The sequence below is a fragment of the Streptomyces abyssomicinicus genome, from assembly GCF_008974245.1.
GTDB classification, from domain to species: Bacteria; Actinomycetota; Actinomycetes; order Streptomycetales; family Streptomycetaceae; genus Streptomyces; species Streptomyces abyssomicinicus.
Window position 1 is genome coordinate 176,433 of record NZ_BBZI01000005.1, and the last position, 13,187, is coordinate 189,619.

At 75.2% G+C, this 13,187-nt stretch carries 10 protein-coding genes; 6 read left to right on the plus strand and 4 right to left on the minus strand.

Annotated elements, in window-relative coordinates:
- Nucleotides 1-29: 29 nt before the first annotated feature.
- Genes GBN72_RS00795 through GBN72_RS00810 form a run of 4 tightly spaced genes read left to right on the plus strand, consistent with a single transcriptional unit; the run spans nucleotide 30 to nucleotide 5,888 of the window.
- On the plus strand, nucleotides 30-2,153 hold the full coding sequence (locus GBN72_RS00795; RefSeq protein WP_246212324.1) for a lipopolysaccharide biosynthesis protein: 2,124 nt from the start codon (nucleotides 30-32) through the stop codon (nucleotides 2,151-2,153).
- Nucleotides 2,154-2,207: 54 nt separating this feature from the next.
- On the plus strand, nucleotides 2,208-4,301 hold the full coding sequence (locus GBN72_RS00800; protein WP_246212191.1) for a glycosyltransferase: 2,094 nt from the start codon (nucleotides 2,208-2,210) through the stop codon (nucleotides 4,299-4,301).
- Nucleotides 4,298-4,693: a hypothetical protein gene (locus GBN72_RS00805; protein ID WP_151769662.1), complete on the plus strand. Its 396-nt coding sequence runs from the start codon at nucleotides 4,298-4,300 to the stop codon at nucleotides 4,691-4,693. Before GBN72_RS00800 ends, GBN72_RS00805 begins: the two co-directional genes overlap by 4 nt.
- 19 nt (nucleotides 4,694-4,712) lie before the next feature.
- Nucleotides 4,713-5,888 (plus strand): glycoside hydrolase family 26 protein, encoded by a 1,176-nt coding sequence (locus tag GBN72_RS00810; RefSeq protein ID WP_246212192.1) that lies wholly within the window; start codon nucleotides 4,713-4,715, stop codon nucleotides 5,886-5,888.
- A gap of 70 nt (nucleotides 5,889-5,958) precedes the next feature.
- Here GBN72_RS00810 and GBN72_RS00815 read toward each other — a convergent pair whose 3' ends face one another.
- The 3 genes from GBN72_RS00815 to GBN72_RS00825 all read right to left on the minus strand — a co-directional run bounded on the left by GBN72_RS00815 (nucleotide 5,959) and on the right by GBN72_RS00825 (nucleotide 9,285).
- Nucleotides 5,959-6,714: a polysaccharide deacetylase family protein gene (locus tag GBN72_RS00815; protein ID WP_174887077.1), complete on the minus strand. Its 756-nt coding sequence runs from the start codon at nucleotides 6,712-6,714 to the stop codon at nucleotides 5,959-5,961.
- 56 nt (nucleotides 6,715-6,770) lie between these two features.
- On the minus strand, nucleotides 6,771-8,054 hold the full coding sequence (locus GBN72_RS00820; protein WP_174887052.1) for a glycosyltransferase family 2 protein: 1,284 nt from the start codon (nucleotides 8,052-8,054) through the stop codon (nucleotides 6,771-6,773).
- A 100-nt stretch (nucleotides 8,055-8,154) separates the two neighbouring features.
- Complete coding sequence (locus GBN72_RS00825; protein WP_151769663.1) at nucleotides 8,155-9,285, minus strand: GNAT family N-acetyltransferase; 1,131 nt, start codon at nucleotides 9,283-9,285, stop codon at nucleotides 8,155-8,157.
- A gap of 361 nt (nucleotides 9,286-9,646) precedes the next feature.
- Here GBN72_RS00825 and GBN72_RS00830 point away from each other — a divergent pair, with 361 nt between their 5' ends.
- Nucleotides 9,647-10,306, plus strand: a complete 660-nt coding sequence (locus GBN72_RS00830) for a DUF1707 SHOCT-like domain-containing protein (RefSeq protein ID WP_151769664.1) — start codon at nucleotides 9,647-9,649, stop codon at nucleotides 10,304-10,306.
- Nucleotides 10,307-10,415: 109 nt separating this feature from the next.
- Here the strand turns inward: GBN72_RS00830 and GBN72_RS00835 are convergent, their stop codons facing one another.
- Entirely contained in the window at nucleotides 10,416-10,850 is a 435-nt protein-coding gene (locus GBN72_RS00835; RefSeq protein WP_151769665.1) for a hypothetical protein, read from the minus strand.
- A gap of 283 nt (nucleotides 10,851-11,133) precedes the next feature.
- Here GBN72_RS00835 and GBN72_RS00840 point away from each other — a divergent pair, with 283 nt between their 5' ends.
- Nucleotides 11,134-11,652, plus strand: a complete 519-nt coding sequence (locus GBN72_RS00840; RefSeq protein ID WP_151769666.1) for a GNAT family N-acetyltransferase — start codon at nucleotides 11,134-11,136, stop codon at nucleotides 11,650-11,652.
- Nucleotides 11,653-13,187: the final 1,535 nt, after the last annotated feature.

Sequence of the window (13,187 nt, forward strand, 5' to 3'; positions counted from 1 at the left end):
ACTCGCTGTTCCGGAACGCCTACTTCCTCATGCTGAGCACCGGCGTCTCCGCCGTGCTGGGCCTGGCCTTCTGGCTGGTCGCCGCCCGCCACTACTCCCAGGAGGCGGTCGGCCAGGGCTCGGCCGCCGTCGCCGCCATGCGCCTGCTCGCCAGCATCACCGCCACCACCATGATCGGCGCGGTGGTCCGCTTCGTGCCGCGCGCCGGACGCGCGACCGGATCACTGGTGCTGCGCGCCTACGCCGTCAGTTCGCTGGTGGTGACGGCCGCCGGGATCGTCTTCCTGCTCACCCTCGACCTGTGGGGGCCCTCCTACGCCCCGCTCGGCACGCCGGTGGCCGGAGCGCTGTTCGTCGCCTCCTGCGTGGCCTGGGCGATCCTCACCCTCCAGGACGGGGTGCTCACCGGGCTGCGCGAGGCGCTCTGGGTGCCGATCGGGAACGCGGTCTTCTCCCTGGGCAAGCTGATTCTGCTGATCCTCCTCGCCGGGGCCATGCCGGTGCTCGGCGTGTTCGTCTCCTGGGGCGCGGCGATCGCCCTGTCCACCGTGCCGCTCGGCTGGCTGGTGTTCCGCCGGCTGATCCCCCGGCAGGCGGCCGCCGACCACCGCCGCCGGCCGCCCACCCTGCGGGCCATCGGCCGGTTCGTCGCGGGCGACTCGGTCGGCGCCATGTTCAGCCTGCTGATGATCAACCTGCTGCCGGTGATGGTGGCGGTGCGCCTCGGCGCCGTCGAGAACGGCTACTTCTACGTCGCCTACACCGTCGGCGGCACCATGGAGTTCCTCGCCATCAACATGGCCTCCTCGCTCACCGCGCACGCCTCCCGCGACCCCCGCGCCCTCGCCGAGGGCGTGCGGGGCGCGCTGCGGCGGATGGCGCTGCTGCTGGTGCCGGTGGTCGCCGTCCTCGCGGCCTTCGCGCCGCTGGTGCTCGCCCCGTTCGGCGAGGACTACGCGGACCGGGGCGCCATGGTGCTGCGGCTGCTGGCCGCCGCAGCCCTGCCCCGGGTGGCGGTGGAGCTGTACATCGGCGTCCTCCGGGTGGCCGGCCGCACCGCGATGCTCGCCCTGGTGCAGGGCGTGATGTGCGTGCTGGTGCTCGGCTCCGCCGCCCTGCTGCTCACCCCCGCCGGTATCGACGGGGCCGGCTGGGGCGTGCTGCTGAGCATGACCGTGGTCGCGCTGATGTGCGTGCCGGGGCTGCGGGCCGCGCTGCGCGGCGAGGCCAGGGCCGGCGCCGACCTGGCCGACACCCCGCCGTACGGCACCCGCTGGGCGCGCCTGCGCGCGACCGGCGGCGGCGACGCCCCGGCCCGGGGGGAGGGCGCGGCGGGACGTGCTTCCGAGGGCCGGGGGAGCGCCGTGCCGGGGGGCGGAGCCGCGTACGGCGGAGCCGTGTACGGCAGGGCGCTCGCCCGGGCCCGGGCGCCGCTCGGGCCGCGGGGGGAGCGGCGGCTGCGGATCGCCCTGTGGTGGCTGCTGGGGTCGGCCGGCGTGTTCTACGCGGCGGCCCTGCGGCACCTGCCGTGGCCGGCCGCCGACGACCGGTCCGTCGGCGCCAGGACCGGCGCCGTCGACACCGACCGCACGGCGCAGGAGATCCTGGCCGAGCTGCCCGGCATCGCCCTGGCCGCCGCGGTGCTGATGCTCCTGGTCTACGTCGCCGCGCTGACCCTCTGCGCGCCCGCCGACGCCCGGCTGGCCTCCGCCGCGCTCGCCACCCTGGTCGTCGCCCTGTACAGCGCCCCCTTGGCGCTCGGCACGGGGCCGCCGCCGGGGCGCGTGGCCTGGTGGGCGGGAACGGCCGACGGCGCGCTCGCGGAGGTGCTCCGGCCGGCGCCGTACGCCTTCCTGGCGCTGGCACTGATCCCGCTGTGGCTGGTGCTGCGGTGGGCGCTGCGGCTGCCGGGGGAGACGTGCTGGTGGCTGCTGTGGCCCGCCGCGGTCCTCACCTGGGCACTGCGCGACACCCTCGCCCCCGCCGCCCCGGGTCTCCTCGCCGCCCTGCTCCTCTTCGCCGTGGCGGGCGCCCTCGCCCGCCGTGGCGGGCGCGACCGGCCGTCCGTCGCGGTCCCGCACCTGCCGCGCGTTCCCCGTCAGGGAGGAGAGGGCGGCCGGCCGGCGCGGAGCGACCGGGCCGACGGCCGCTGACGACGAAGAGCGCGACGAAGAAGCGCGCGAGGACTGAGCGCGCGATGACGAAGCGTGCGAGGACGAAGCGAGCAACGACGAGGACCGCACCTGGACGACCAGGAGCCGGACGACGAGCAGCGGGCGCCCACCGCCCGCACCGACCAGAGCCGCGGGGGGACCGTGCGACCGACAGCGACACCGGGCGGGAGAGCCGAGGCGGAGGCCGCCGTGCCCGACGCGACACCCACGCACGCCCCCGAGGGCGCCACCCCGCGCCCCGCCGCGGGCGACGATCCGCGCCCCGCAGCGCGCGGGAGCCGCTGGAGCGCGGTGCGGCCCGCCGGCCCGCTGCTCGCCGCGGCCGCCCTCTGGGCGTACGCCGTCCGCTCCACCGACGTGACCACGCTGGACGACTTCGGCCTGGTCACCGCCGTGCATCCGGCCTTCTGGGCGGGACTCGCGGTGCTCACCGCCGGGTTCTGGTCCACCGTCCGCCGCACGGGCCGCGCCGACGCGTGGTCCCTGGCGTACGTCCTCGTCCTTCTGGTCATGGAGCGCGCCACCCAGGCCCTCGTCTACCCCACCCCGCTCCACGCCTGGGCGTGGAAGCACGACGCCGTCGTCGGCCACCTGCTGACCGCCGGCGGCCTGCGGACCGGGGACGAACTCGGCGACATGGCCGTCTACGACCAGTGGCCCGGCTTCTTCGCCCTCCAGGCCGCCGCCGTGCGGCTGGCCGGCGTGGAGAACACGCTCACCCTGATGAGCTGGTGGCCGCTGATCTCCAGCGTGCTGGTGCTCGCCCCGCTGGTGCTGGTCTACCGCACCTTCACCGAGGACCGGCGGCTGATCTGGACCGCCGTCTGGGTCTTCTGCGTCGGCAACTGGGTGGGCCAGGACTACTTCTCGCCGCAGTCGCTCGCCCTGACACTGCACCTGGCGGTGATCGCGCTGGTGCTGCGCCGCTTCCCGGCCGCCGAACGCCGCGGGCCCCGGCAGGCCGTGTGGACCACGGCGCTGATCACGGTGATGGTCCCGGTCGTCCTCTCCCACCAGCTCACCCCGGTGGTGCTGATCGCCTCCCTCGGCGTGCTCGCGCTGACCCGGCGCCACCGCGACTGGGTGCCGCTGCTGGCCGCGGTCGCCCTCTTCGCCGCCTGGAACCTCACCGCCTCGCTGCCCTTCCTCTCCGCGGCGCTGCCCGAGATGGTCGCCTCCCTCGGCGACATCGGCGGCAACGTCGAGACCGGCTACGGCACCACGCCCACCGGCACCGGGGCCGTCGCCACCTCCTGGGCGGCGCGCGGCCTGTCCGCCGCGGTGATGCTGCTGGCCCTGCTCGGGGCCGTCCGGCAGCGGGAGCTGCGCCGGCACGCCAGACCGCTGCTGCTGCTCACCGGGGTGCCGCCGCTGCTGATCGCGGCCAACGACTACGGCAGCGAAATGATCTTCCGGGTGCTGATGTTCATGCTCCCCGGCGCCGCCTTCTTCGCCGCGGCCGCGCTGCTGCCCAGGACGGGGCCGCCGGGCCGGGCGCCGCGGCGGCCCGGGGAGGGACCCGCGGATGCGCCTGGGGAGGGACCCGCTGATGCGGCCGGGGAGGCGACCGCGGAGACGCCGGCGGGTGCGCCCGCGCCGGTGCGGCCCGGATGGCTGCCGCTGCCCGTGCTGCTGGCCGTCACCTTCGCCTTCGTGCCGAGCTACATGGGCAAGGACCGGCTCAGCTACTTCCCGCCCGCCGAGGTGGCCCTGGTCGCGGACCTCGTGGAGAAGGCGCCCGACGGCTCCCTCGTCGCCGCCCCCAACCGCAACTACCCGCTGGCGTACGGGGACTACTGGCGACTGGACCACTACTGGTTTCTCGAGGAGGACCGCGCGGCGGTCGACCGCATCCTGCGGCGGCCCGCCCGCGCGCTGGCGTCCGACATGAAGGACCAGCCCGAACCCGGGCGCTGCTACCTCCTGTTCACCCAGGGGCAGCGGGCGAACGCCGAGATGAACGGGCAGTTGAGCGAGGCGGAGTGGCGCCGCATCGAGGAGTCGGTGGCCGCGTCGCCGTTCTTCGAGCGGGTGGCGGGCAACGCCGCCGGATCGGTGTACGAACTCGACGTCGAAGCCGTCGAAGCCGTCGAGGCGGCCGAGGCCGTCGAGGAGGCCGCCCGATGACCGCGCAGGAACTCGTGGCGCGGATGCTGCCGCCCTTCGCCGGCTGGCTGGCCGTCGGCGCGCTCACCCTCCCCGACGGCTCCCCGGCGCGGGTGGCCGCCGTGGTGGTGTTCCTGGCGGCCGGGCCCGGCGCGGCCCTGGTGCGGATCTGGTGGCCCGCGCTGGCCGTCCGCCCCCTCGAGGGACCGGCCGGCGCCGGGGACCCCCGGTTCGGCCGACGGTCCGCACTGCTGGAGCGGCTGATGCTGGTGCCGCTGGTCAGCGTCGCCGCCGTGACCGTCACCGCCACCACCCTGCTGGCCGCCCAGGCGTTCAGCGGACGGCGCGTGCTGCTGCTGCTCACCCTGCTGACCATGCTCGCCGCGTACTGCCCGAGGACGCGTCCGTCATGACCCGAGGAAGGCCGGTCCCGTGAGGTTGCCCCGTCGTCCCCGCCCCCCGTCCGCAGGCGGCCGCTCCCCCCGCGCCGACGGCCCGCCCGCCGACGGCCCGCCCGCGGGCGGACCGCGTCACGCACGGCGCCGGTGGACCGGTCCGCGCGGACGCCGCCGGCGGCTCCACCTCGCCGTCGCCGCGGTCTGCGCCGCACTGGTCGCCGCCCTGGCCGTGCGGGCCGGCACCGGTGAGCCCGGCGTCGCCCCGGAGTGCCGGGAACCCGTCTCCGACCTGCTGGAGCCGCCCTGCGGAGCCTGGTTCGGGGCGTTCGTGCCGCACGAGAAGTCGGACCTGGCCGAGAAGGTCGCCGCCTACGAGAAGCGGATCGGCCGCCGCCTCGACATCGTGTACACGTACCACGACATGTCCGAGGTCACCGCCTCCCGCCTGGAGGGGCAGCTGCTGACGGAACAGGAACAGCGGCTCGGACGGGACCGGCTGCTTCTGCTGTCCTGGGAGAGCAAGGTCTGGGGCGGCACCAAGGACGAGCAGCCCCGGTGGAGCGACATCGCCGCCGGGACGTACGACGCCGAGGTGATCGACGTCCAGGCACGCCGGATCAAGGAGTACGGCGAACGCAACGACGGCCGGAAGGTCTTCCTCTCCTTCGACCTGGAGATGGACACCCGCGTCCCCGGCAACGGCACCGCCGAGCAGTTCGTGTCCGCCTGGCGCCACATCCACGACCGGTTCCGCGGGCTGGGCGTGGACAACGTGATCTGGACCTGGATCACCACCGGCTATCCCGGACACCACGACCTGATCGAACGGCTCTACCCGGGCGACGACTACGTCGACTGGATCGGCTACAACCAGTACAACTACTACAAGTGCCACGACACCGAGTGGGTGTCCTTCGCACGGACCCAGACGTCGGTGCACCGGTGGATCCGCGCCAACCTCTCGGACGACAAGCCCCTGATGCTCTCCGAGTTCGGCTCCGCGCACGACACCGGGCGGCCCTCCCGGCAGGCCCGGTGGTACCGGGAGGTGCCCGGCGTGCTGGAACGGCTGGACGGCGTGAAGGCGGCGCTCCAGTGGAACCACCGCGACCCGGGCCCGCACTGCGACCTGGCGCTCGCCAACGAGGAGTCCTGGGAGGCGATGCGAGGGCTGGCCTCGGACCCCTACCTCAACCAGCCGCCGCCGTGACCGCGTCCGGGCGCGCCCCGGCCCGCGAATCGTACGGGCGCGCCCCGCCCCGCGAACGTCCGGGCGCGCCTCAGCCCGCGAACTCGGGCCCGCGCACCACGGCGCGGGCCCTGCGGTAGCAGCGCCAGCCGACGGTCAGCGCGCCGTCCCGGTAGGGCGCCACCCGCGCGCCCCCGCCGCGCATCCACGACTCCACGTCGGCCACCGTGTGGCCGCGCCGGACGATCAGCCGCGCGATCCGGTACCGCTCGTCCCGCCGGGAACTCAGCGCGTGGCGCACCGCGGCCGCCGTCTCGTACCCGGTCAGCGCGGCCATCCGCCGCACGGCGCCGCTGTTGTACCCGTGCGGGTAGGCCAGGTGCCGGACCGGGTGACCGAGCACGTCCTCCAGCACCTGCTTCGACATCCGCAGTTCGAACTCCAGGGCGCGGCGGCCCAGGGTGTCCAGCTGGGCGTGGGACACCGTGTGGCCGCCCACCTCGAGCCCCGCGTCCTCCAGCAGCGGCGCCTCGTCCAGCCTCATCATCGGCGCCGGCGGCAGCAGGCACCGCCCGGAAGGGGTGAGGGCGCCGGTGGTGAGGTAGGCGGTGCCGGTCAGGTTCCGTCCTGCCAGGGCGGCTGCCGTGGGGCCCGGCAGGTCGGCGAAACCGTCGTCGAAGGTGAGCACCACCGGTCGCGGTGGCAGCGGGGCGCGTCCCGCCAGGTGGTCGGCGAGCGCGCTCACCGTCACCGGGGTCCGGCCGCTGGCCACCACGGCGTCCAGATGCTCGGCGAACCGGCGCGGCGTGACGGTGAACTCGGCGATCCACTCCGGCGGGTCGTCCATCACCGCGTGGTAGAGCAGCACCGGAACGGCGTCCGCCCGCGGACCGCCGGCCCCGCTCACCGGGACACCCCGCGACGCAGCGCGTGACGGGCGCGCGCGTAGCCCAGCGGCCCGTAGAGCATGCCCCGGCGCTGGAGCCGGGAGAGCCGCCTCGGCCAGGGGTGGTCGCGCCGGTCGTGCCCGCCCGGCGCCGCGCCGTCACCGCCCGCGTCGCGGGCGGCGGTGAGCCGCCGGGCGTGGGCCAGGCCGGCCGGCAGCCGGCGCAGCAGCGCGGGCAGCAGCGCGGGGCGGCGCACCAGGACCGCCGTCAGGTAGGCGGTCAGCCCGGCGCCGTAGCCGAACGCCTGGTTCTCCAGGTCGCGCCAGGTCTCCCGGTGGTGGTGCCAGACCAGCGCCCGCGGCACGTACCGCAGCCGGTGGCCGTCGCCGATCACGCGGACGAAGCCGTACAGGTCGTCGCCGCCCCGCGCCGGGGTGCCCGTGCCGGTCGCCGCGTCGAACCCGCCGACCGAGCGGAGCACCGCGGTGCGGAACGCCATCGCCGCCCCCGACCCGAACCGCCCCGCGGTGAACGGGAACAGCGGATCGTCGGCCGGCGGAGCGGCGGGGTCGTACACGCGCGGCGCGAACCCCTTCGCGAAGCCCCCGTTGCTCTCCAGCAGCACCTGCGCCGGGGTGCGCAGCCGGGCGGGCAGGATCAGCCCGGTCGTGCAGCCCAGCCCGGGGTCCGCGGCGAACGGGGCGGTCAGCTCGGACAGCCAGCGCGGATCGGCGACCACGTCGTCGTCGGTGAACGCCACCACCTCGCCGCTCGTCGCCGCCAGGCCCGCGTTGTGGGCGCGGGCGAGCCCGGGGCCCGGCTCCCGCACGTACCGCACGCGCTCCCCGTACCGGCCCTCGACCAGCTCGCGGGTGGCCGTGGTGACCGGCGCGTTGTCCACCACGACGACCTCGAAGTCCGGGTGGTCCTGGGCGAGCAGCGAGTCGACCGCCCGGGCCAGCTGCTCCGCCCGTTCCCGGGTGGCGACCACCACGGTGGTGCGCGGCGGCCGCCCCGGCGGCGGCCCGTCGTCGGGCGGCGACGGCAACGCCCGCGCGGCCTCGGCCACCACGTCCCGCGGCTCCTCGCCCTCCGGCACGGTGACCAGCAGCGTGCCCGCAGGCACCCCGCCCCGCCGGACCAGGGCGAACACCTCCCCGTGCGTGAGCGGCGGGCTCCCGGGGCCCGGGCGGAGCACCGGCGGGGCCTCCGCGGCGTCCGGGAGGTCCAGCTCGGCGACCTGCACGGGCCGGACGGCCAGGAATCTGTCGATCTCCCGCTGTGTCGTACCGCTGCGCATCCGAACTCCCCCTGTGTCCGGCCGGGTCAGGCCGTGTCCGACGTGCTCCGGCGATTGCGGTGACTGCTGAACGTGACGGTGGTGCGGGGCGCCGCGCCTCTCAACCCCGCAGTCTCCCCGCGGCCTTGAGGCTCCGGGACGCCAGTGAGGCCAGGCGGGGCCGGCTCCGCACGAACCCCTGGGCCCGGCGTGCGGGTTCACGTCCCAGCCAGTGCAGCGCGGCGCCGGCCCCCGGCCGGATCACAGTCCCTTCGTGGACCCGCAGCTCCCCGGTCTTGAGCGCGTCCTTGTACTCGGCCGCCCCCCGTCCCATGTCCAGCAGCCCGATGCCTGCCGCGGCGGCCGCCTCGGCCATCCGCAGGTGCAGCACCAGTCCCGGCGAGTACTTCGCCAACTCCGGTTCGTACGCGGGGAACCAGCAGGCCAGCACGGTCGACGAGCGCAGTCCGAAGTGCGCGGCCACCGGCCGGTCGGCGGCGTAGAGCACCGAGAGCACGCCCGCGCACTCCCGCGCCCGGGTGACGGCCAGCCGGCGCACCAGGCGGCTGATCCACTCCTGCGCGAAGCGGTCCCGCCGTCCGGTGCGGCGGTACTGCGCCGACTTCCACGCCATCAGGGTCTCCAGCGCCCGCGGGTCCCGTTCGTCGAAGACGAACCGCACCTCGCCGACCTGGCGGCCGAGCCTGCGCTCCTTGGCCAGCGTGGTCCTCAGGAACTTCGGCGACCGCCGCCGCAGGTCCTCCAGATACGCCGGATAGCCGTCGGCGACATCGATCACGTACGACGGGTAGGCATCGGCGCAGTGGTCGGCGAACAGCGTCTGGCCGTCCTCCAGGTTGTCGAAGGTGAAGCTGTTCAGCGAGCACGCCCGCAGCAACTCCTCGCCGCCCAGGGCCGTTCCGGGCCGCAGCACGGCGCCCTGGAGGTCGGAGACACCGAGCCCGAGGGCCCGTCCGCCGCCCCACACGTTCCTCTCGAACGGCAGGAACCCGACGATCCCCCGGTCGTCGGCACCGCCGCTCGCGCCGCGCCTCTCCTCGATCACCGCCACCCGCGCCCGCGGCCTGACCTGGCCCAGGGCGACCGCGAACTCCGGTTCCATGAAGGGATTCCTGATCGCGCCCGACGTGACCCGCAACTCCCGCCAGCTCTCGGTCTCCTCCGCCCCGAGCTGCCCGGGCCTCAGCACACGAACATGTCGTCCACCGCTCACGATGACCCCCCGGTCCATGCCTTACAGCCCCCACGGCCCCCGGACCCCCCGGTCCGCGGACACCGCGAGGATCGTACAGCGGCCCCGGGCTCTCCGGTAGATACCGCCGCAGGCCGTGACCAAGCCATGGGAATCCGACAACCGTCGCATTGGGTTCACCGCGCCGGAGTTGACGGGAGTGGCCCCCGCGGTTCCGAGGCCCCGGCCCCACCCGCCACGTCCGGGGCGGTGTGCGCGCGCGTTCCGGCGCTGCCGACAACGCCTGGCCGGGACGCATGCCGCCCTATAGCGTTGGCCTTCCCTCCGCGTCGTCGCCCGCGTCGCCGCCCGCGTCGCGCGGAGACGTTCGACAGGATTTCGACAGGATCAGGACGGAAGCATGCCGGGAGAGAAGCCGCCCACCGGAAAGCACTCCGCCTCCGGGTCGTCGCCCGAACTGCGGGCCTCCCACGCGGACCGTGACCGTGTGGTGGACGTGCTGCGCGTAGCGGCGGGGGACGGGCTGCTGACCGCGGAGGAGCTCGACGAGCGCCTGGAGGTCGCCCTGTCCGCGCGGACCCTCGGTGAACTGGAGCCGCTCACGGCCGACCTGCCGCCCGTGGCGGTCGCGGGCGCCCCGGCCGGCACCGAGGTCAAGGACCTCGTCCGCATCGAACAGGCCCACAGCGGCGCCGTGCGGCGCGCGGGGCGCTGGGTGGTACCGCGGAAGCTCGAACTCGCGGTGACCTTCTGCGACGTGACGCTCGACTTCACCGACGCGGTGATCACGCACGACACCCTGCGGATCGACGTGCAGATGGTGGGGAAGACCCTGACCCTGATCACCAGGCCCGGCGTCGAGGTCGACACCGACGGTCTGCAACTCGGGTTCTGCCGGGTCAGCAACCACCCCTCGCCGGGTGCCGCGCACGCGCCGGCCGTCCTGCGGGTGGAGCTGACCGGCCAGAAGACCCACGGCCGTATCGTCGTCCGGCCGCCGCGGCGGACGTTCGGACAGTGGCTGCTGCGCAGGCCGGGAACCGCCCCCGAAGCCGTGTGACGGCCCCGCACCCCGGCACGGGGCGTGTCGCGCAGCCGGTCGCCCCGTCACCGGCCTGAGCGCGACCCCGCGGCGCCGGGGGCGCCCGGGGGAGCGGACCGGCGGCCGGTCAGGACTCGGGGCAGAGGGTGCTGCGCAGCCCGATGTTGAGGTGGCGTCCGTCGTCGTCGGTCAGGGTGACGCCGTCGTAGGAGAACCGCTGCGCGGCCGCGTGGTCGGGGTCCTCGGCGCCGCCGTCGAGAGCCGCGCACTGGTTGCGAGCCGCGTCGATGGCCTTGTCCTCGTCGTGGATGAGCTCGCCGTTGACGTCCTGGACGGCCTGGAGGACGGCGCTTCGCAGGTCGCCGTCCGGCTCGGGCGGGATGCCGGCGGCCTCGGCGGCGGCGCTGCCGTCCGCGGCGTCGGGCGCGGCGGGAGCGCTGCTCCCGGCGGAACCTGCCTTGCCGTCGTCGGCGCGGTCACCGTTCGTGTCGCCGCTGCCGCAGCCGACGAGGGTGAGGGCGAGTACGGCGGTGACGGCCGCGGTGGTGGTGCGGATGCGCATGATTCCCCCGATGTGTTGGACGCGTAGGCGGAAGCATGACGCAGGCGGGGCGGAAGGCCCCGCGTGGTGACGCCGCTGTGACAGTACGAGGATCATGCCGTACCACTCGACGCTTCGGCGGGGGTGCGAAGGCGACGTTTCGCTCTCGCGGGGGGCTTCGGCCGCTGCCGCCGCGGGCCGGGAAACACGGTTGGCCCGCCGCGGACGGCGCACGTAATCTCGGCCTCCGCGCCGCCGGACCGGGCGGCGGAACCGGTGGCCCGACTCGTGGGAGCGGAACGGCATGACGGAACTCCTCCCCTTCGACCCCGCGCACTCGGCGGCGGTGGCCGGCTGGCCGGCGTCCGCGACCGAAGCCGTCCTGTGGTGCGGGGCCCGGGAGTTCCCCGTCCCCGCCCGGACCGTCGACACCTGGCGGCAGGACGACGACGTGCACGCCTTCGGGCTGTACGACGAGGGGCGCCTCCTCGCCTACGGGGAGGTGTGGCACGACACCGAGGAGGACGAGGCCGAACTGGCCCGGCTCATCGTGGATCCCGGGGCCCGTGGCCGGGGGGTGGGCCGGGAGCTCGTGCGGGCGCTGGCGGAGCGGGCCGGCGACGCGGGGTTCGAGGACGTCTTCCTCCGGGTGCACCCGGACAACGAGCGGGCGATCCGGTGTTACCGGGGAGCCGGGTTCACGCCGGTCGATCCCGGTCTCGCGCGGGACTGGAACGCCGCCCAGCCGGTCGCCTACGTCTGGCTGCGGCACGAGCCCGCACCGTGCGCCCGTCCCGCGGACTCCCCGGCCGAGGGCGGCTGACCCGGCCCGCCGGGTGATCCACCGTCACCCGGCCGTACCCCGACCCGCCTCGGGTCCCTGGGCCGCCCCGACGGCCGCACCGTCCTGGACGACGACCTCGACCGCGACGTGCTGATCGTGGCCGGCGGCACCGGCTGGGCCACGGCGAAGGCGCTGCTGGAGGAACTCGCCCACCGCCGCCCCCTGGGCCGCACCGTCCACCTGTTCGTCGGCGCCCGCGGCGCGGCGGGGTTCTACGACGGCACCGCCCTGGCACGGCTCGAGGCACGGTCCCCCTGGCTGCGGGTCACCCGCGTCACCGAGGCCGACGGGCCGGACGCCCTGCCCGCGGCGGTCGTGCGGGCCGCGGACTGGAGCGACCACACGGCCTACCTGAGCGGCCCCGCCGGGCTGGTCGCCACCACCGCCGCACTGCTGCGGCAGTCCGGTGTCCCGGACGACCGCGTCCGTCACGACCCGTTCCCCGTCGGCCCGGGCCCGGTCGCCACCGTCGGCCGGCCGGCGGCCCTCGGAAGGCGCGTGGCCCCCAGGCGGCCGCCACCGGGTGCTGACGCACCCGCGCGCGCCGCGCTGACGCACCCGCGCGCGCCGCGCGCGCCCGCGCGGGCCGTCCCGGCACCGGCCGACCTGGCACCTGGTCGGCCGGTGCCAGCGCGCCCGTCCTGCCCATGTCGGCGGCGCGGGCGACCGCGGCCAGGGAGGCGCCGACGTGATTCCCCACCAAAGCCTTCATCCGGCACACGGAAGATCAGCGGTTTCTTCACAATCGCATTCACGATTCCGCCACAACCGAATGCGCACACTCACCGGCGTCACAAACAATTGACTTACCGTCGGCTCCCGTCACGTTCGAAAGGGCTGAAATGCCACCGCCGAATGTCCTGACATGGCAGACAAAGGCTTACGAGCAGCGCACGGCATATCTCGCGCATTGATGTCAATCGGCCCCGGTCCGGGGAATTCTCCCCGGATTTGCGCGGGGTGCGGAACGGTGGTTCCATCTCGCCCGTCAAAGAAATGGAGGCCCGCCTCCGCGACATGACAGGCCGTCACGGTGCCGTCTCGAGATTGTCGACCCGGCGCGGCGAAGGCATGAAATCGAGAACGGCGACCGCCCTTTCGGAACGGGTGGCGCGGCCGATCGGGAAGGAGCGACGTGAGTTGCTCGCACGCCACAGGGTGTCCCCTGTTCCCGCTGCTCAGGGAGAGCTTGCGGGGTTGGCGCGACTATTACTGCGACAGCGACGACCAGTGGCTCGGCTGCGCGCGCTACCAGATGTCACTCACCGGCGAGCGCGTGCCGATCAGCCTGCTGCCCAACGGGGCTCACGCACGGCACTTCGAGGACGCCGCCGCCGACACGGGCCGGTCCCGCCCCGCCGGCCCGGGGCAGGCGCCGCGGCAGGCCCCGCCACCACGGCACGACCCGTGGGCGTCAGGGGACGCGTTCGGGGCACGGCCGGCAGCGGCCCGGCCGCCCGCGCCGCCCGGACATCGGATCCCGGCGCCGGACAGCGTGACCCCGTGGGCGGCGT

Coding starts and splice junctions, on each gene's coding strand:
- GBN72_RS00840 (WP_151769666.1), top strand. CDS start 11,134: ATGACGGAACTCCTCCCCTTCGACCCCGCGCACTCGGCGGCGGTGGCC.
- GBN72_RS00795 (WP_246212324.1), top strand. CDS start 30: ATGCTGAGCACCGGCGTCTCCGCCGTGCTGGGCCTGGCCTTCTGGCTG.
- GBN72_RS00805 (WP_151769662.1), top strand. CDS start 4,298: ATGACCGCGCAGGAACTCGTGGCGCGGATGCTGCCGCCCTTCGCCGGC.
- GBN72_RS00825 (WP_151769663.1), bottom strand. CDS start 9,285: ATGGACCGGGGGGTCATCGTGAGCGGTGGACGACATGTTCGTGTGCTG.
- GBN72_RS00830 (WP_151769664.1), top strand. CDS start 9,647: ATGCCGGGAGAGAAGCCGCCCACCGGAAAGCACTCCGCCTCCGGGTCG.
- GBN72_RS00835 (WP_151769665.1), bottom strand. CDS start 10,850: ATGCGCATCCGCACCACCACCGCGGCCGTCACCGCCGTACTCGCCCTC.
- GBN72_RS00820 (WP_174887052.1), bottom strand. CDS start 8,054: ATGCGCAGCGGTACGACACAGCGGGAGATCGACAGATTCCTGGCCGTC.
- GBN72_RS00815 (WP_174887077.1), bottom strand. CDS start 6,714: ATGGACGACCCGCCGGAGTGGATCGCCGAGTTCACCGTCACGCCGCGC.